We start from the raw sequence: 19736 nt of genomic DNA on the forward strand, positions 1-19736 counted from the left end.
ACTAATAAAATATGACTTGTGATGCTGTATTAGAAAAACTTCATTATCTGGCAGATGATGAGAAGATTATATTTAAAGAAAAAAAATATGGCATCATAGCTACAAATTCATTGGGTATTTATCACAAGGATTTAAAGATTATTGCCAAAGATATAGGGTTTAACAATAAACTTGCTATTGAGCTTTTTGATACAGGTATTTATGAAGCTAGACTTTTATGTAGCAAAATATTTAGGCCGAAAAATGTTACTGAAGATCTCATGGAAAAATGGGTAAAAACCTTTGAAAACTGGGAAATATGTGACAGTTTTTCCATGGGTGTTTTTTCTAAAAGTGAACTTGCATTAGCTAAAATATTGGATTGGACCAAAAGAACTGCTGAATTTGAGAAAAGGGCTGGTTTTGCAATTATGGCTTCTTATTGTATGGCAGATAAAACATCTAGTAATGATCTTTTTGAACAGTTCTTTCCAATAATAAAGAGTGAAGCCAATGACGAGAGACTTTATGTAAAAAAGGCTGTAAATTGGGCACTTAGAAGTATTGGAAAGCGGAACAAAGATTTAAATAAAACTGCCATTAAAATTTCCAAAGAGATTTTGACCTACGAAAGTTCTTCTGCCCAATGGATAGCGAAAGACGCTCTAAAAGAGCTTCAAAAAGAAGGTGTTAGAATATCGGATTACCCAAGAGCTATTTACAGAAAAACCTAACTACCTATTTAGCCTACCAGAAGTGTTACCTTCTAAAATAGCTGTAACCTCATCAACAGTGGCTAGGTTTACATCACCTTCGTATGTGTGTTTTAAAGCACAAGCTGCACTTGCAAATTTCATGGCCTTACAGTCATCATAACGTTGCAATCCATGAACCAATCCTGCTGCAAACGCATCTCCGGTACCAATGCGGTCCACAATATGGGTAATATCAAGGTCTTCAGTTTCTTTGAATTCCTTACCATTCCACATTCTAGCTCTTATTTTGTGCCATGAAGAATTTAAAGAGGTGCGTATTTTATCAAATACCTTTTCAATTGAAGGAAAAGCTTCAATTAAAGCCTTAGACGCTTCAATAAAATCTTCATTTGAATAAGAATAATTCGTTCCTAAAACCTCATTAATTTCATTTATACCTCCAATAAATATTGTAGAAAGTTCTAATAGTTCTGTAAGAGCTTCTTTAGGCTCTTTACCGTATTTCCATAAACCACGCCTATAGGTTGGATCTGCAGAAACCGCCATTCCTTTTTCTCTAGCCAGCGTTAAACCTTCTTTTAATATATGAAATGCATCTGGAGATAAAGCAGGTGTAATACCTGTCCAATGCAACCACTCCCCTTCTTTTAAAGCTTTTTCCCAATCTACCATTCTAGGTTTTATTTCTGAAAATGACGAATGAGACCTATTATAAGAAATGGTACTTGGTCTCATTACAGCGCCTACTTCTAAAAAATAAACGCCAAGAGGACGCTTAGTCCTAACAATTGAAGACGTATCTACACCAAACTTATTAATATAAGAAATAGCTGTTTCTCCAATAAAATCATCCGAAACTGCACTAATATGTTTTACTTTACTACCAAATCTGGCAATAGAAATACCAACATTAAGCTCTGTACCTCCAAAGAAAAATTCAGCTACGTTAGACTGAATGAATTTTTTATTGCCCCAAGGCGAAATACGCATTAAAACCTCACCAAAAGTTATAATTTGTCCCATAATATTTTAAAGTAAAACCTAATTTTCTGCAAGATAATCAATTCCTTAAAATTGGTTAACCAATTTTAAGACAATTTATAAAGTACTGTTAACAAATTGATTTTGTGCTGCGTTTTAAGTAACTTAGGAAACACTTCAATCTCGCACAAATGAAAAAAAGTAGACGTGAATTTTTAGGAATAAGTATGATGCTTGGCATTTCTTCAGTTATACAAGCAAGTCCACTAAAACTAATCCCAATAGAAAAAACTAACAAGAAATTAAAAATACTAATACTCGGGGGCACTAGTTTTTTAGGACCTCATCAAATTGCTTACGCCTTAGAACGCGGACACGAGGTTTCCATATTCACAAGAGGGAAAACTAAACCTAAAATTCATACGGAACTTTTCTCGAAAGTTGAACATTTAATCGGAGATCGTGAAAACAATTTAGAAGCACTAAAAAACAGAACCTGGGATGTGGTAATAGACAATTCTGGAAGAAAAGTTGAATGGACAAAAAACACAGCCAACCTTTTAAAGGATAATGTTGGATATTATATGTATACGTCATCGGTTAGTGTCTATTATCCTTATTTTGGAAATGACTTTTCCGAAAGTAGAAAAGTAGTTACCGTCATGCCAAATGATGCCACAGAAGATCAAAAGCCAACGTACGATTATGGTATAATGAAAGCTAATTCCGAATTAGCTGCAATAGACGCTTTCGGATTAGATAGAGCTTTTATAATAAGACCACACCTCATTGTTGGACCTGGAGATCCGACAGATCGTTTTCCTTATTGGTTGGCTCGAATTGAAAAAGGCGGCGATTTAATAATTCCAGGTGGTAAAAATGAAGTAGTGCAGTATATTGATGTTAGAGATTTAGCAGAATGGATGATTAGGCTAGTTGAAAACAAATCTACTGGGACCTATAACGGCTCTGGGCCTGGTTTTGAAATGACAACTAATGTTTTTGTTAAGGAAATCTGCAAACACTACAACTCTTCAATAAACTTTATTCAAATTGATGACCTTGATTTCTTAAAAGAAAATCGGATCATCGGAATTCAACCTTGGGTAATTCAGTTACCAGAATACGCAGGAATGTCTAAAACGGATACCACCAAAGCCATTGCTTCTGGATTAACATACCGAACCTTATCAGATACAGTTAAGGCCACAAAAACTTGGTGGTACTCTAATGCCGTTTCTCAAGCTAGACGAGATAATATCCTAACTGCCGAACGTTCTTTTATGAGACGAGAAAAAGACATCTTAAAAAAGTGGAATACAAGGAAGAATTAGAGTTACATTCTATAAATTATCCAACTGGTTGCTCTTTTTATCCTCACTAATTGTCCAAAAGAATCCCACAAAAAAGAACTGATCTGCAGCAGGCCTTAAAGCACGCCTATTAAATTGTCCATTCAAATCTGGCGTACTTGAATATTGATAACCATTTATGTTTTTATAACCTAAAACATTGTTAACCGAAGCGTATAATATCTTTTGCGGAGAAATTAAATACGCCCAGTTTAAACTTAGATTGTTAAATGTTTTTGTTTTTTCATTTAAAAATCCTGGTTCATTAGGATTGGTATAGGTTCTTCCTGATGCTAAACCATAGCTAAATCCAACCTGACTACGCCACTTTGTAACGAAATATTTACCAACTACCGATACATTGTGTTTGTTGGCAAAATTTGGTTGTGCTTCCATAGGGTAATTTCTATAATCTCTTTTGGTATCTAAATAGGAATAGCTTAACCAATAATCAAAGTTTTTAATAGCCTTACTATCTCTCCAAAATAAATCTAGTCCTTTTGCATAACCACTTCCATTGCTGCTAAAATTGCTATCGAATCTTGTAAAATCAGTATCAAATTTCACAAGGTTACTATATTTCTTATAATACGTTTCTGCTCTAAAAATGCGTCCGTCTGCATTATACTGATAGTTCATTATATAGTGCGTAGTATTTTCAGCCTTCAAATCTTGTTCAAATTTTAAAATATCGCTAGCTGGGTTTTGATAAAAATTACCATAAGCTAATGACAACTGACTTTTATTTGACGTCTTATAGGCTAAAGACAATCTAGGAGCCACATTAAAATCTTTAAATAGTTGGCTATATTCAGCTCTAATTCCAGTTTTAAATGCTAATTTTTTAGAAATAAATATATCTGCTTCGGCAAATGCTGCAGCAATATTATTATTGTATCCATAATCCACTTCATCACTAGTTTCATCTTCAAAAGTCTCATCATAATTTGTAGCAAAATATTCCGCTCCATAATACAATTTGAATCTATTACTGAAACGATTTTTAAACTTCAATTTTGCATGAAAGGAGTTTTCTGTGTTGTTTACATCACTCGTAAGAATTCCCAATTTATTATTTGCTCTAGTAAAACTTAATCCTCCAAACATAGACCAAGTATCTGTTAAAATACCGCTATATGATCCATTCATGTATAAATTTTTATTATTCAGTTTAAAATTTGCTCCCTCAGAAAAATCAATATGTTCTTGAGTTAGTTCAAAATTACTAGTATCAAAAGCACCGTAGAACTTAAATAAACCTGAATCTGTTTTATGTCTGTAAACTGCTTCTCCCGCAAACGTTTCAAATGGTTTTTCCCAATCATTCCTATCTGGTAATAAAGCAATGTAAGGTGCTAAATTTACGTATGACGCATTTACGCTTAAAGAATTATCTCCCCATTTTTGTGTGTTTCCAAGACTGGCACCTACACTCATAATCCCAATATCTGTTTTTTCTTGATCTGGTTCATCTATAGTGTTTAATAATAAAACACTAGATAAAGCTTGACCGTACTCTGCTGAATAACCTCCAGTTGAAAATGTAATACCATCAAATAAAAATGGAGAATAACGGCCCCTTGTTGGTGTATTGTTAGTTGTTGGTGTGTAGGGCGTGAACACTCTAATACCATCAATAAAAATTTGAGTTTCGTTTGCATCTCCACCGCGAACAAATAAACGTCCGTCTTCAGATACTGTTGATGTACCTGGAAGTGTTTGCAATGCTCCTACAAAATCGCCTAAGGCGCTAGCTGTAGTTACGACATCTAGTGGCTTTAAAACACTCACTTTACTATTATCCCCAGCGGAAAAAGTTCCTGCCGATAATACAACGGCATCTAATGTACTAACATCTTCTTTTAGCTTTATTGTTAAGTCTTTAAAGTAAGACAAGTCTCCAACCATTGTAAAGGTTTCGTAAGCTAAATAGGAGACTATCAACGTTTGCGTTCCTGTTTCGGAAGAAGTAAATGAAAATTCACCATTTGCATTTGATGTGCTTCCATCATATGTGCCTTCTAAATAAATATTAGCACCTACAATAGGTTGGTTTTTAGAATTAACGACTTTACCATTAATAGTGGTTTGCCCTTGAATTTGAAAACTTAGTAATGCGATTAAAATTACGATTAATTGTTTCATGATTATTAGTTGTACTGTTCGTTTGTATTGATTGACAGTGCAAATTTGAATCAGAACAAAACGTTTTTAAACTTTAAATAACCGAACTGTAAAAACTTAAGGATGAATTGAAATTTTAATAGTATTTTCATCTTTTTTGTAACATTAATTAGATTTAAGCTACCAATAGGTATAACCTAACCATCAAATTGAAAAACGAATTAGAACAAAATTTTGTGGAACTGCTTGAACAGCATCAAAACATCATACATAAAGTATGTAGGTTGTATACAAACAACTATGATGCTCATAATGATTTGTTCCAAGAAATCACCATTCAACTTTGGAAAGCCTATCCGAAGTTTCGTGGCGATTCTAAATTTAGTACTTGGATGTATAGGGTTGGCTTAAACACAGCCATTACACTATACCGAAAGTCTAAAAGAACTATTAACACCCAAGATTATGACGGTGTAGCTTTTAAGATGAAATCTGAAGATTATGATGATACAGAAGAAGAACAGTTAAAAGTGCTTTATAAAGCTGTACATCAATTAAACGACATTGAAAAAGCGCTTGTTTTCTTGTATTTAGAAGACAAAGATTATAGAGAAATTAGCGAAACTATGGGGATTAGTGAAGTAAATGCCCGCGTGAAAATGAACAGAATTAAGAACAAACTAAGAACCATTTTAAATCCGTAACCTATGGATGGATTAGATTTATTAAAAAAGGACTGGAATACACAAAAGACACAAAGCAAGTTATCCGCCAAAGATATTTTGCCAATGTTACATAAAAAGTCATCCTCAATAGTTAAAACACTGTTTTATATAAGTGTTGGAGAGCTTATTTTTTGGACGCTTGTAAACTTCTTACCTTACTTTTTTTCAGAGGCATATAAAGAACGTATAGACACTATAGGTTCTAATATGGTAATAATTGGACTTAGTTTTTTAAGTTATATAGTGATATTCGCTTTTATTTTTCTTTTGTATAGGTCTTACAAATCTATTTCAGTTACTGATAATTTAAAAACTCTAATGAAGAGTATTATTAACACAAGAAAAATCATTAAGTACTATGTTTTATATAACTTAGTTATGGTTGGGGTTTCCAGTTTAATAGGAATATTTTATTCTATAAATAATGACCCCAATGTATCTTTAGCAGTACAAGATAAAGGTTGGTTTGTTTTTATTCTATTTAGCTTAGTCGTTGTAGGAGTTATTATTATTTTAATATGGCTCTTTTACAAACTTATTTATGGGTTACTAATTAAACGTCTAAATAAAAACTACAGGGAATTAAAGAAATTAGAAGCTTAAAAAAATTCATTAACCTCAATTACATCCCCAACGTGCATAGCATTAAGTTGAATACTACCAACTCTTACACGCACTAATCGTAAGGTTGGAAATCCAACTGCGGAAGTCATCTTTCTAACCTGCCTAAACTTTCCCTCATTTAGAGTTATGGTTATCCAACTAGTTGGACCATGTCTATCATCTCTAATTTTTTTTGAGCGTTCGGGTAAACTAGGAATTTCACTAAGTTTAGAAACTTTACATGGTTTTGTTGTATACTTTTTACCCTCAAAACCAATTTGAACACCAGATTTTAGTTTTTCTAGAGCGTTGGGAGTAATATCTCCATCAACTAAAGCGTAATACTCTTTATCTACTTTCTGGCTATTAATATAGTCACTCATCTTTCCATCTGTGGTAAGTAACAACAAACCTTCAGACTTTTCATCTAATCTACCAATAGCCATGATGCCCTCCGGAAAATCATATAATTCGCCTAAAAACTTCTTTTTTTGTTGTTTGGAATCGTTACTCTTAAACTGACTTAAGTAACCGTAGGGTTTGTAGATCACATAGTTATTCACAGTTTTTATCATTAAGAATTAAGCATTCTGTTTGTGCACCTTACAAGGATTACCATAAGCAATGCTATTACTTGGTATATCTTTTACAACTACACTACCAACACCTATAATACAGTTGTTTCCAATAGTGGTATTATTTTTTATTGTTACACCAGAGCCAATCATGGTATTACTTCCTATTTTCACATAACTACTAATTGTAACTCCAGGATTTATAGTAACAAAATCATCTATTTGGCAATGATGTCCAATACTAGAATTACGTTTAATATTTACACCAAAACCGATTTTAGCACAAGCTGCTATAGTACATTGAGGTTCAATTTGTAAGCCATCGTTTAATTGGACTGATTTTGACACATATGACATAGGGTGAATTAAATTAACAAATTGGCTTTTTTCAATATTGGTTTGCTTCTTAAACCATTTATAGACCTTTTCTTTAGACTTAACACCTACTACAGAAAATGCCAAAAATGCTTGTTTTGTAAACACTAAATCTTCAATTCCTTGGTCATAAATTTCTACTTTCCAATTTTCTTGCGGCTTAAAAGCTTCATAAATATCTGAAGTTGGCATGTTTTTATAAACCTTAAACGAATTAATACCTTTAGCCGCCTCTGCAATTTCAAACAAAATATTTAATCCCATAGGCACACAACCTAAAACATGTAGTGCTTTATTATCCTCCATTTCTCAAATATCTATTATTTTGAAATTCTTCCGTATTCACCATTGCCTGGTTTCAAGTGCATTAATTTTCTAAAGTCTTTTGAACTCATTACATTTCTCTCATTAGCATTCGCAATAATATGCGTCCGTTCTAACAATTCGGAATTAGTGGCTAATTTAGTTCTTTCTGAATCAAACCAAATATTATCTTCTAACCCTACTCTTACACCTCCTCCACATGCTAGTGCTAAGGAATTCATCTGTAACTGCACATTACCAATACCAGCTAAACTCCAAAGCGAATTGTCAGGTAAATCATTAATCATAACTCCAGAATGCAATAAATTTGCTTGCGAGCAAGCTATATTACCAAACAATAAATTAAAGTAGTATGGTGGATCTAACAACCCCTTCTTATGCAAGTATTTAGCATAATTTATCATACCAATATCAAATGCTTCTAACTCTGGAACAATACCTTTTTCTTTCATTATCCTAGCTAAACTTTGAACCATATCTGGAGCATTTATACTTGCGGTTTTATTAAAGTTTAAGGAACTCAGTGTTAAACTGCCCATATCTGGTTTTAAAATACCTTCTAACATCAAAGGTTCGCTTCGCTTTTCTAGCTCCCCAAAATTTCTCCCACTTAAGGATAAGCACAACACTAATTCTGGCGCATACTTTCTGATGCCCTCTACTATTTTTCCATAAATCGCGTTCTTGTATGTTGGTTCTCCTGTATCTTCTTCTCTAGCATGTAGATGCACCATTGTGATGCCTATTTCCGTTGCTTTATGAACATCTTCGACAATTTCTGAAACACTAATTGGAACATGTGAAGTCATCTCCTTAGTAGGTATCATACCAGTCGGGGTAAAATTTAAAATAAAATCACCAGCCATAACATTTTTTTAGGGGTTGAAAAAACCAAGTTATTAAGTTCAAGGCTCCAATATCAAAAATTATCGACTAAAATATTATAAACTAGTTCTTTGGTTACTACTTTTCCATCAATCTTTTCTTTTACCAAATTAAAAGAAACCTTGAAATCACAACCAGACTTATAATTACTACAACCATAAGCCGTTTTACCTTTAATTATTGTACCCTTTTTACATTTAGGACATCTATTTTCATCTGCCTCTGTACTTACTGAAGTCTTTTTAGGTTCAAGTTTTAAGTGAAAATTATCATCAAATCGTATCAAGCCTTCAATAGTACCTGATTCGGTTTTAAACCCTTTTAAATTTACTGTACTTCCCTTTTGAAGTAACCTTATGAATTGTTTTTCGGATATCTTTTTATCATAGACTTTAAAAGGTAGTTTGAAATCACAACCAGACTTATAATTACTACATCCGTAAGCTGATTTACCTTTTAAAACAGTTCCTTGCTTGCATTTAGGGCAACTCTCGGATGTAATTCCTCCTTTTTTTGTGGACGCCTTACTAGCTTTTGCTTTTTTAGCATTGGCTTCATAAGAGATATTAGCCCGTTTGGTTTCACTTCTAACCTCATATACAAGAGCATCAACCATACGTTTCATGTTCTTAATAAAGGCACCAGCACTAAAATCTCCCTTTTCAATATCTTTCAACTGCTTTTCCCAGCGCCCGGTTAATTCAGCAGACTTTAATAAACTATTTTGAATGGTATCAATTAGCTGAATTCCTGTTTCGGTTGGTAAAACTTGTTTTTTATTTCGTTTTATGTATTTCCGTTTAAAAAGGGTTTCAATAATATTGGCTCGTGTTGAAGGACGCCCAATACCGTTTTCCTTCATTAGGTCTCTCATTTCCTCATCATCTACTTGTTTACCAGCTGTTTCCATAGCTCTAAGTAAGGAAGCTTCTGTATATTGATTAGGAGGTTTTGTTTCCTTTTCCAAAAACGTTGGCTCATGAGGCCCTTTCTCACCTTTTTCAAATGTTGGTAAAACACCAGTTTCTTTTTCTTTTGCGTTTGAATTTTCAAAAACAACGCGCCAACCTTTATCTAATATTTCTTTTCCAGTGGTTTTAAAAGACACCTCAGCAGCTTTCCCAATGACATTGGTATTAGACACCTGGCAATCATCATAAAACACAGCAATAAAGCGTCTTACAATAATATCATAAACTTGTTGATGCGAAACAGACAACTGATTTTGAACACCTGTTGGAATAATAGCATGGTGATCTGTTACCTTTTTATCATTAAAAACTTTAGTAGACTTTTTTATCTTTTTACCCAAAAGCGGTTGAACCAAATTAGCATATTGAGTTAATCGTTTTAAAATACCTTCTACTTTCGGATAAATATCATTGGGTAAAAACGTAGTATCTACCCTTGGATAGGTAACTACTTTCTGTTCATATAAATTTTGAACTATTTTAAGTGTTTCGTCTGCAGAAAAACCAAATTTGGTATTACAATATACCTGTAAGCCTGTTAAATCAAATAACTTAGGGGCATATTCTTTCCCTTTCTTTTTTGTAATAGAAACTATTTCAAAATCGCTTTCTTTTACCTTATCAGCAAGAACTTGTCCGTCTTCTTTTTTAAAAAACCGACCATCCTCATAACTAAAAAGTGTTTCCCTATACTTAGTTTGAAGTTCCCAGTAAGGGACAGGTTTAAAGTTTTCTATTTCTCTAAACCTATTAACTACCATAGCTAAAGTTGGTGTTTGCACCCTCCCAACAGAAAGTACTTGTTTATACCCACCATGTTTCACGGTATAAAGCCTTGTTGCATTGATACCTAACAACCAGTCTCCAATGGCTCTTGAAAATCCTGCATAGTATAAGTTATCATAATCTGTTGCAGGTTTTAGATTTTCAAAACCTTCCTTTATAGCTTCAGTGGTAAGAGAAGAAATCCAAAGGCGTTGCACTTGTCCTTTATAATTGGCTTCGTTCATTACCCAACGCTGAATAAGTTCTCCTTCTTGGCCAGCATCCCCACAGTTTATAACCACATCTGCTTTCTCAAACAATCGCTTTACAATATTAAACTGCTTTTGAATACCCGAGTTAGAAACAACCTTAACTTCAAACTTTTCTGGAAGCATGGGGAGATTATTCAAGTCCCAACTTTTCCAATATGGTTTATAATCAACGGGTTCTTTAAGTGTACATAAGTGACCAAAAGTATATGTTACGGCATAACCATTCCCTTCAAAATAACCATCATGTTTGGTTTTAGCACCTAACACTGCGGCAATTTCTCTAGCTACACTTGGCTTTTCAGCAATACAAACTTTCACTTACATTGAATTTAATGGGAAGTGCAAAATATGAAAATTGTATTCTTTTTTAAAGCTGAATTATTAGGAGTTATTAACTGGTTAATCTTAGCCCTGGGTATAAACTTGCCCTCTATGAGGTTTAAGTGCATCTCTAACTTTAGGCATTTCATTTTCGGGCACCACCAAAAACGCAATGGTGTGAAAATCGCTAATGCGTTCCACTCCAGTTATATTCAGTTCTAACCCTTCTAAATTAATGTATTCTTTTAGGTGAATAACATGATGTTCTGCAATTTTAAAAGCATCTGGACCTTTAAAATCCCAAATGAGTTTTAGTTGGCGCATTTCTTAATAACCTTTCTCTTGCATTTTTTTAGCAAAATCCTGCCCTATCTTCATTCCCCATTGTTGACCAACCTGCATGGATTCTTGCATAATTAATGGCGTTTTAGTGGCAAAACGTTTCCCTGCATCTGATTTATAAAATTCTATAATAGCCTTTATGTCATCAATAGATAAATGCTTTTTGTAAACGGGAACCAACAAATCAACCAAATCTTGCATAGAAGCTTTATTAAATTCTGCCTCTAATTCATCCCACATATCATTACTTACCGAGGAGTACTGTTGTTTGTACATACCAAACATCTGTTTAATAGCTACCTGATAAGTTTCTTCTGTTCCTGATAATTCAAACATTTCGGTTAAAACTTTTTTATAAGCCTCATCAGATTGCGCGAATGTTGAGAATGACACAACTAAAAGTAGTGCTAAAGTTGAGATTAATTTTTTCATGGTAAATAGTTTTGGTTATTTTATTAAAACCTAAAGGTATTCTATTTTGGATAATAAAGTAAACTAATTATTACTTTTTACGAATTACCACTCTCTAAGCTTATTCAGCTCTTCTTGTTCCTTTATTTGTTGAGGAGTAAGCACTTTTAGGAAGGATGGGTGCTGCTCTATAGCGAATTCAATTTTTTTAACGATGTCTTCAGTGGATTCATTATCATAATCAATAACTAAAGGTTCCTTAATTTCCATTGATTGGAGTATATTTTTCTTCTTTATACGCAGTCCCTTTTTATCAAAAGAACGTCTAAAACCATCAATAACAATAGGTACCACAATAGGCTTGTATCGTTTTATAATATGCGCTGTACCTTTTCTAATTGGTTTAAAGGGTGTTGTTGTACCTTGAGGAAATGTAATCACCCAACCATCATTAAGTGCAGTGCCAATATTGGTGATATCACTCATACGCACTTGTCTGTTTACATCCTGACCTGCAGCCCTCCAAGTACGTTCAATACTTACAGACCCAGCATAAGCCAATATTTTAGGTAACAAACCAGATTTCATGGTTTCTTTTGCCGCCACATAGTAAATATTAAGTTTAGGATTCCATAAGTATCCCACATTCTTTATGGAGTCTCCCCTTCCACTTAAACTAGCGTTAAACACATGAAACATAGCCACAACATCTGCAAAGTATGTTTGATGATTTGAAATGAAAAGCACATTATTTTCGGGAAGGTTTTTTATGATTTCTGAACCTTCTATCTGTAGTTCATTGAACCCTCTAAATCGCCTATGAGACATGGCTCCCATAATTCTTATGAGCCATTTTTTTAAAAAAAGTATATGTCCGAAAGGATTTCTTTTAAATAATCCCATGTAATCAAATTTCTGGTTGGTTAGCTTTTGCAAAAGTAATAAAACTAAGCAATTACGTTAGTGCCTTTAAAATATCTTTAATTTCGCTAAGCATCATTGCTGTTGCTCCCCAAACAACATAACCATTTAATTTAAACGCAGGCACCTCAACTTCAACACCATAAGAAGTTTTAACAGTTTTAGTTATTACTATTTCGTCATCTAACAAATGCGGTAAATCTACCTCAATGATATGCTCTACCTCTTTCTCTTCTTTAACAAAAGTTGGTGTTTCTCTTGTTATAGCTATGTAGGGTTGCACCTTAAAATTACTTGGAGGTATGTACACTTGTGTAAGATCTTTTATGACTTCAATACTTTGAGTTGGCACGCCAACTTCTTCAAAAGTTTCACGAATAGCGGCATTTTTTAAAGAACTATTATCACTTTCTTCTAATTTTCCTCCAGGAAAACCTACCTGTGCAGAATGCACACCTTTGTATGTTTTTCTTAGTATTAAAACAAATTTTGTTTGGTTATGAATATCTGGATAAAATAGCGCTAAAACACCAGCTTCTTTAGCATTTTTCATAGCGTCTTGCTGCTTTTTAATTAGTTCCCTACGAAAAGGTGGTACCATTTTAAATTGAGAAGCTTCGGCTGGAAGTGGTATATTTTCTATTTTTGAAATTGATTTTAAGAAATCGTCGTAATTCATACACCTATGCGCTATATATTGTTTTTTAGTCTTGTTTTGCTTTTTTTCAATTGTGAAGATAAACAAAGTAAAACGAAAAAAGCGTCCAATACCGTTACTGCACCATCGGTAGCAAAAAAAGAAGTTGCAAAAGCCTCAATTGTTGAGGATGGACGGGAATTTCCAAAGTTAAATTCCAAAAGTGCTATGGAGTTTTTCCTTGAATATGATAAGGCGCATAAAGAAAATAAAGTCCGCATCTTTACAGACTTTGGAAATATTGATATTTTACTGTTTAATGAGACTAAATTCCACCGCTCTAATTTTATATGGCTTACTAAACAAAAATACTTTGATGGCACTCAATTTTATCGCATTGTACCTAATTTTATAATTCAAGGTGGTAATGGCGATGATAAACAAACCTCAAAAAAACGCGGTTATATTGGCAGATACCTCTTACCGCCAGATACTAAAAAAGGGTTTAAACATGATAGAGGTGTCATTTCTATGCCTAGTAGTGAAATTACAAACCCTTATAAATTAGCCTCACCTTATGAGTTTTTTATTGTTCAGCAAAAAGGTGGCGCTCACCATTTAGACGGAGCTTACACAGTATTCGGAAGAGTTATTAAAGGTATGAATGTAGTTGATAAAATTGCGAATCAAGACGCCGATGATGGTGAATGGCCTATGAAGAATATTTATATTAGAAAAGTGGAGATTATTGATTAATTGAATACAAACTGCTAATTTCTAATTTTTTCTCGATAAATATTGGGTAAAGCAATTTTGAACTTTACAGCTAATAGTCTTACTACGATAACAATAACTCCCGAAATTAGAAGCGCTACGTCATTTTCAATAGGTAATCTAACCAACAAGAAATAGGAAAGTCCTCCAAGAATACAAGCTGTTGCATAAATCTCCTTTCTAAAAATTACTGGTATTTCATTACATAAAATATCTCTAATAACACCACCAAAACTAGCTGTCATTGTTCCTAAGGCTACACAAATTATAGGATGTAATTCTGCTTGCAAGCCCTTTTGTACGCCTATAACAGTATACAAACCTATACCAATGGTGTCAAACAAAAACAATGAAGTTCTTAAATAATTAATCTTACTTCTAAAGAATATTGCAAAAAATGCAGAAGCAATTATAACATAGGTGTATGTTATGTCTTTCATCCAGCTAACAGGTGTATTACCAATAAGTAGATCTCGTAAAGTTCCTCCTCCTACCGCTGTTACAAATGCTATAATTAACACACCAAACAAATCCATTCTTTTGTCAAACGCCACAAGCACACCTGAAATGGCAAATGCAATGGTTCCTAATATGTCAATGGTATAGAACATCTTTTACAAAATATTTGTTTTTTCTGTGGTTATGTATTTCCGAATACAAAGATAAACATCAATTATAGCTTTAGATGTTGAACTTTTATACAAGAGCCTCTTCGACTCCGACCAGAGTAAGTACAGCTTAGATTAAACACAATAAAAAGTCTCGAAACAAGTTCGAGATAAGTGATTCACACACTTCTTTTTTAATAAAAAAGAGGTTCTCTACTTACATATTTTGTGTGTAGTAATTATAATCTTTTAATATAACATCAATAAACTCAATATCGGTCTTTTGCTTAATATCCTTTATTCCAACTACTTCAACCAATTTATTCCTTAATTTTATGAGTGTTGGATAATCCTTAGCAGCTTTTGCAGATATAAAGGTATCCTTAATAATTCGAGCATCATTATCAGACAACTTAATAACGTTGGGATAACTAGGTTTGTAGTCTTCAACTAAATTCTCAAGAATGGTATGTTTAATTGTAATACTATCTTTTAAGTTAATAACACCTGTTCCGGCAGCCATATCTCCAATTCTTTGGGACTTTTTACTGAATATAATTACAAAAAAGCCTAAAAAGAACAGGTAAATATCCGCAATTCTAAAAAACCATCGTACCACATAATCAGATAAGGAAGCTTGAAAACCATCAATTTTTACAACGCGAATTTTTAGTGCTTTTTTACCAATGGTTTGTCCGTTTAAAAAAGATTCTAGTGCAAGTGTATAAAACATTACGGGAAAGCTTAACACTGTATTTATGGCTATTTGAGACCAATCATCCATATTGTCATAAGCCCCAACAGTCCAACTTAGCACTAACATATATCCAATTTTAATAGCCCAATCCAGTATAAACGCTAAAACGCGTTCACCTATTCCCGCAGCGGTAAAATTTATCTTAACATTCTGGGTGGTATTAATTTGTAATTCAGACATTATTCTGGTTCATTTCTTTTCACAAATCTATTGTAAATTCTTGTAAGACAAGAAGTACTTTTAATAAAAATTTATGTAGCTTTGATTCTACATGAGAGAAGTAGCCTTCATTAAGCAAAATAAGGAAAAATGGTTAAGTTTTGAAAAAGCTGTTTTCAATGATGATTTTAAGGATGCAGATGAATTAGCATCGCAATACATTCACCTTATTAACGACTTATCTTATGCACAAACCTACTATCCCAAAAGCCATGTTATAACGTATTTAAACCAGCTTGCAGCAAAGGCTTTTCAAAAAATTTATAAAACTAAACGTCATGACACTAATAGAATTATTAGTTTCTGGAAAACTGAAGTACCACTAATTTGCTATCAGTATAGAAAATTCATTTACGTAGCCTTTATTATATTCTTTGCGTTTACATCAATTGGGGTTATTTCTGCAGCTAATGACGGAGAATTTGTTAGATCAGTCTTAGGTGATGCTTATGTAGACATGTCTTTAGAAAATATTGAAAAAGGAGATCCTGTTGCGGTATATAAAAGTGGCAGTAACTGGGGGAGTTTTATTGGTATAACCATAAACAATTTAAGAGTTGGTATTATTGCTTTTGTTCTTGGTGTTTTTTTAGGTATTGGTACCTTATGGATACTTTTTAAAAACTGTATAATGTTGGGCTCTTTTCAATATTTCTTTTATGATATGAAAGTATTTTGGGAAAGTGTTCGTGGTATATGGATTCATGGTTCTATGGAAATATTTGCCATAGTAATTGAAGCAGCAGCTGGCTTAATTTTAGGAGCAAGCATATTATTCCCAGGCACCCATTCTAGGTATACCTCATTTAAACTAGGTGCTAAAACGGGCGTTAAGATTTTAATAAGCACTTTTCCTTTCACGTTTTCAGCTGGGTTTTTAGAGGGTTTTGTTACTAGGTATTCCAACATTATGCCCAATTGGCTTTCTGTTGGTATCATTTTATCAACTTTAGGTTTAATAAGCTATTACTACTTAATTTATCCTTACAGAATTCAGAAAAAAATAACACAACCATCTCTCTTAAGTACCGTATATTCTTGATTCTTAAAAAACCATATATAGTTTTATCTTTATTTTTCCTGATAAGTTTTAGCCAAAACCTATGGGCAAGTATACCTTTTCAAACACCTCAAGAATTTAGACATTTTGATGAGGATTTTAAAGAGCGTTACAACTCATCTAGATATGATTACGAAGGCGGCAATAAAGTAACCCGTGCATCATCTGGTGGGTCAGGAGAATATAAAGATTATGAAGAGAAACATTCTAAAACACCAGAAATAGAAGAAGAACACAATGATGATTTTTTCTCTATTGGCGGCGGAATTAACTGGATATTTTATGTAGCATTAGCGCTTGCGGTAGTTTACCTCGTTTACGTTCTGCTTAATGAAGGTAGTACTGGTTTGTTTCAATCTAATCGAAATAAAAAGTTAGATTCTATTGAAGATATAACGTCTGAAAATATCGAAAATGCCGACATTAAAACTTTAATAAAAGCTGCCGAAGAAGAAGGCAACTTTAGACTAGCTATTAGATATTATTACTTACTTGTTTTAAAAACACTTACCTTAAAAAATCATATTAAGTTTGAAGACGATAAAACCAATGCCGAATACTTAAACGAACTTGAAGGCCAACCGTTTAGTAAGGCGTTTCAGTACGTATCTTACCTTTACAGCTATATATGGTACGGAAAATTTATGATCAGCAATAATCAGTACCAAAAAGCTAAAAATAATTTTGCAACCCTTTTAAAACAGGTAGAATAATGAAAAAGTCGCTTCCTGTTATATTAGTTATTGTAGCCTTGGTAATTGTTGGTGCTTTTACAATTAAAATCAAAAGAACTAGAACCATTGATTGGGAGGAATCTTTTAATGAAAAAAGCTCCAAACCTTATGGCATTAATATATTTTATAAAGAACTTCCTAAATTATTTAGGGATAAAAAGATAAGAACCGTTTACCACCAACCGTCAAGCTATTTGGCTGCTAATTCTGAAGATGGTTGGGGAGATCATGTTGCCCAAGGAAGTTATATTAAGGTTGGAAATTCCGATTACCTTACCGAATACTCCGTTGATGAAGTTTTGAATTTTGTTAGTAACGGAAATACGCTGTTTATCTCAGACTATTATTTTCATGAAAAGCTAGAAGACACCCTTGGTATTGAGATAAAGTTTGAATACAACCCTAAAAAAGACAGTATTTCAGAGTTATCATTCACTAACAAATCACTCAACTACACTAAAATAGATAAAAATTCAGGCGATAATTATTTTAGTAAGTTCGACTCTATAAACCACAGCATTCTAGGACATTCTAAAACCGATGAAAAGCGGGTGAATTTTATTCATGTTCCGTTTAAAAATGGTTCAATTTACCTTCACCTTCAACCAAAAGTATTTACCAATTATAATTTATTAAAGGGAGATAGGTATAAATATGTAGAAAGTTTAATATCGTATTTACCAGATGACAACATTTATTTTGATTCATATAGCAAATACCAAAATAGTTACGATGGAGATGTAGAGCAAGAATCGGACTTAAGTTGGTTTCTAGATCAATTAGCCTTTAGGTGGGCTTGGTATACTGCCGTTATTTTCGGAATTCTTTTTATGATTTTTAATGCTAAAAGAAGGCAACGCATTATTAAAATAATTACACCTTTACAAAATACAAGTGTTGCTTTTGTTAAGACCATCTCTAATTTGTATTTTGAAACCAAAGACTATAAAAACCTAATAGACAAAAAAATAACATATTTCTTCGAAAAAGTAAGAAGTGACTATAATTTAGATACCGAAGAACTTAACGAAGAATTCATTACCAAACTTGCAGCTAAGGCTGGTAAGAAAAAGGAAGATGTTAAAACGCTAATAAATTACATTAAACTCATACAATCTAAACGAGAGTATTACGAAGACAATTTAGTGAAGCTAAATAAATATATTGAAAACTTTTACGCCTAAATAAATTATGAAGGATAACGCAGAAACTCCAGAACAAGAGGATTTAACACCTAAGCCAAGTGTTGTTGAAACCATAGATGATAGTGCTTTAAAAGAAGATAAAGATCTACAATTTGAAAACCGTTTAGACTTATCTGAACTTCAGGACAGTGTTAACAAAATAAAGCAAGAAATTGGTAAGGTAATTGTTGGGCAAAAGGACATGGTAGATATGCTAATTGCATCTTTATTAGCGCAAGGACATTCTTTAATAGAAGGTGTTCCTGGAGTTGCCAAAACGGTAACCGCCAAATTATTATCCAAATCGTTAAGTGTTGGGTTTAGCCGAATTCAGTTTACGCCAGATTTAATGCCAAGTGATATTTTGGGGACCTCAGTTTTTAACCTAAAAAATTCTGAGTTTGAATTTAAAAAAGGGCCTATTTTCTCTAATATGATTCTTATTGATGAGATTAACAGGTCTCCTGCAAAAACGCAAGCAGCCTTGTTTGAAGTAATGGAAGAAAAACAAATTACTATTGATGGCAATAAGTTTAAACTAGACATACCATTTATGGTATTAGCTACCCAAAACCCTGTAGAACAAGAAGGCACCTACCGCTTACCAGAAGCGCAATTAGACCGTTTCTTATTTAAAATAGATGTAGATTATCCTAATCTTGAAGAAGAAATTGAAATCTTAGAGCGTGAACATAATCTTAAAGATGCCAAAAAAGTTGATCAAATTACATCGTTTTTAACAGCATCTCAAATAGCTAAATATCAAAATTTAGTAAATCAGATAATTGTTGAAAAACACTTACTGAAATACATAGCCGAAATTATTGTTTCAACAAGAAGCAATCGCTTTTTATACTTAGGCGCTTCGCCAAGAGCGTCTATTTCAATATTAAAAGCAAGTAAAGCTTTTGCTGCTATGTCTGGTAGAGATTTTGTAACGCCCGAAGATATTAAACGTGCCGCTGTTCCTGTTTTACACCATAGAGTAATTGTAACACCAGAACGCGAAATGGAAGGTATTACAAGTAAGCAAATTATAAAACAAATTATTGAAACGGTAGAAATTCCTAGGTAGTGACAATTGATGATTGATGATTGATGATTGATGATTGATGATTGAT

21 protein-coding genes are annotated in these 19736 nt (G+C 33.1%); 9 read left to right on the forward strand and 12 right to left on the reverse strand.

The window, feature by feature from the left end:
• The first annotated feature begins 11 nt into the window (after positions 1-11).
• Positions 12-713, forward strand: coding sequence for a DNA alkylation repair protein (locus FUA24_RS06315; protein ID WP_148540679.1), 702 nt, complete (start codon positions 12-14; stop codon positions 711-713).
• Here FUA24_RS06315 and FUA24_RS06320 read toward each other — a convergent pair whose 3' ends face one another.
• On the reverse strand, positions 714-1718 hold the full coding sequence (locus FUA24_RS06320; protein WP_148540682.1) for a sugar kinase: 1005 nt from the start codon (positions 1716-1718) through the stop codon (positions 714-716). It abuts the gene before it with no gap.
• A gap of 149 nt (positions 1719-1867) precedes the next feature.
• On the opposite strand from FUA24_RS06320, the gene FUA24_RS06325 reads away from it, so the two are divergent.
• Positions 1868-3010, forward strand: coding sequence for an NAD-dependent epimerase/dehydratase family protein (locus FUA24_RS06325; RefSeq protein ID WP_148540684.1), 1143 nt, complete (start codon positions 1868-1870; stop codon positions 3008-3010).
• A 9-nt stretch (positions 3011-3019) separates the two neighbouring features.
• Here the strand turns inward: FUA24_RS06325 and FUA24_RS06330 are convergent, their stop codons facing one another.
• Complete coding sequence (locus FUA24_RS06330; protein WP_148540686.1) at positions 3020-5173, reverse strand: TonB-dependent receptor; 2154 nt, start codon at positions 5171-5173, stop codon at positions 3020-3022.
• Between the two features lie 188 nt (positions 5174-5361).
• Here FUA24_RS06330 and FUA24_RS06335 point away from each other — a divergent pair, with 188 nt between their 5' ends.
• Positions 5362-5856, forward strand: a complete 495-nt coding sequence (locus tag FUA24_RS06335) for an RNA polymerase sigma factor (RefSeq protein ID WP_148540688.1) — start codon at positions 5362-5364, stop codon at positions 5854-5856.
• A gap of 3 nt (positions 5857-5859) precedes the next feature.
• On the forward strand, positions 5860-6480 hold the full coding sequence (locus FUA24_RS06340; RefSeq protein WP_148540690.1) for a hypothetical protein: 621 nt from the start codon (positions 5860-5862) through the stop codon (positions 6478-6480).
• Here FUA24_RS06340 and FUA24_RS06345 read toward each other — a convergent pair.
• From FUA24_RS06345 to FUA24_RS06380, 8 genes are all read right to left on the reverse strand, one after another.
• The gene (locus tag FUA24_RS06345; RefSeq protein ID WP_148540692.1) at positions 6477-7055 is read right to left on the reverse strand and encodes a pseudouridine synthase; all 579 of its coding nucleotides are present in this window, start codon (positions 7053-7055) and stop codon (positions 6477-6479) included. The genes FUA24_RS06340 and FUA24_RS06345 overlap by 4 nt on opposite strands.
• Before the next feature lie 6 nt (positions 7056-7061).
• Positions 7062-7736, reverse strand: coding sequence for an acetyltransferase (locus FUA24_RS06350; RefSeq protein WP_148540694.1), 675 nt, complete (start codon positions 7734-7736; stop codon positions 7062-7064).
• A 14-nt stretch (positions 7737-7750) separates the two neighbouring features.
• The gene (locus tag FUA24_RS06355; RefSeq protein WP_148540696.1) at positions 7751-8620 is read right to left on the reverse strand and encodes a BKACE family enzyme; all 870 of its coding nucleotides are present in this window, start codon (positions 8618-8620) and stop codon (positions 7751-7753) included.
• Positions 8621-8673: 53 nt separating this feature from the next.
• Positions 8674-10965, reverse strand: coding sequence for a type IA DNA topoisomerase (locus FUA24_RS06360; RefSeq protein WP_148540698.1), 2292 nt, complete (start codon positions 10963-10965; stop codon positions 8674-8676).
• Between the two features lie 87 nt (positions 10966-11052).
• Positions 11053-11292, reverse strand: coding sequence for a hypothetical protein (locus tag FUA24_RS06365; protein WP_148540700.1), 240 nt, complete (start codon positions 11290-11292; stop codon positions 11053-11055).
• A 3-nt stretch (positions 11293-11295) separates the two neighbouring features.
• Positions 11296-11742, reverse strand: a complete 447-nt coding sequence (locus tag FUA24_RS06370; RefSeq protein ID WP_148540702.1) for a DUF2059 domain-containing protein — start codon at positions 11740-11742, stop codon at positions 11296-11298.
• 84 nt (positions 11743-11826) lie between these two features.
• Complete coding sequence (locus FUA24_RS06375) at positions 11827-12624, reverse strand: lysophospholipid acyltransferase family protein (RefSeq protein ID WP_148540704.1); 798 nt, start codon at positions 12622-12624, stop codon at positions 11827-11829.
• A gap of 52 nt (positions 12625-12676) precedes the next feature.
• Positions 12677-13321, reverse strand: coding sequence for an NUDIX hydrolase (locus tag FUA24_RS06380; protein ID WP_148540706.1), 645 nt, complete (start codon positions 13319-13321; stop codon positions 12677-12679).
• A 6-nt stretch (positions 13322-13327) separates the two neighbouring features.
• Here FUA24_RS06380 and FUA24_RS06385 point away from each other — a divergent pair, with 6 nt between their 5' ends.
• Positions 13328-14035 carry a peptidylprolyl isomerase gene (locus tag FUA24_RS06385; RefSeq protein WP_148540708.1) on the forward strand — a complete coding sequence of 236 codons (708 nt, stop codon included), beginning with the start codon at positions 13328-13330 and terminating at the stop codon, positions 14033-14035.
• A 14-nt stretch (positions 14036-14049) separates the two neighbouring features.
• Here FUA24_RS06385 and FUA24_RS06390 read toward each other — a convergent pair whose 3' ends face one another.
• On the reverse strand, positions 14050-14664 hold the full coding sequence (locus FUA24_RS06390; protein ID WP_148540710.1) for a trimeric intracellular cation channel family protein: 615 nt from the start codon (positions 14662-14664) through the stop codon (positions 14050-14052).
• Positions 14665-14878: 214 nt separating this feature from the next.
• Positions 14879-15598 (reverse strand): RDD family protein, encoded by a 720-nt coding sequence (locus FUA24_RS06395; protein ID WP_148540712.1) that lies wholly within the window; start codon positions 15596-15598, stop codon positions 14879-14881.
• 91 nt (positions 15599-15689) lie between these two features.
• On the opposite strand from FUA24_RS06395, the gene FUA24_RS06400 reads away from it, so the two are divergent.
• Genes FUA24_RS06400 through FUA24_RS06415 form a run of 4 tightly spaced genes read left to right on the forward strand, consistent with a single transcriptional unit; the run spans position 15690 to position 19690 of the window.
• The gene (locus FUA24_RS06400; RefSeq protein WP_148540714.1) at positions 15690-16679 is read left to right on the forward strand and encodes a stage II sporulation protein M; all 990 of its coding nucleotides are present in this window, start codon (positions 15690-15692) and stop codon (positions 16677-16679) included.
• On the forward strand, positions 16676-17410 hold the full coding sequence (locus FUA24_RS06405; RefSeq protein WP_148540716.1) for a hypothetical protein: 735 nt from the start codon (positions 16676-16678) through the stop codon (positions 17408-17410). The genes FUA24_RS06400 and FUA24_RS06405 overlap by 4 nt, the downstream gene beginning before the upstream one ends.
• Entirely contained in the window at positions 17410-18615 is a 1206-nt protein-coding gene (locus FUA24_RS06410) for a DUF4350 domain-containing protein (RefSeq protein WP_148540718.1), read from the forward strand. The genes FUA24_RS06405 and FUA24_RS06410 overlap by 1 nt, the downstream gene beginning before the upstream one ends.
• Positions 18616-18622: 7 nt before the next feature.
• Positions 18623-19690, forward strand: a complete 1068-nt coding sequence (locus FUA24_RS06415) for an AAA family ATPase (RefSeq protein WP_148540720.1) — start codon at positions 18623-18625, stop codon at positions 19688-19690.
• Positions 19691-19736: the final 46 nt, after the last annotated feature.

Source organism: Seonamhaeicola marinus, from assembly GCF_008085455.1.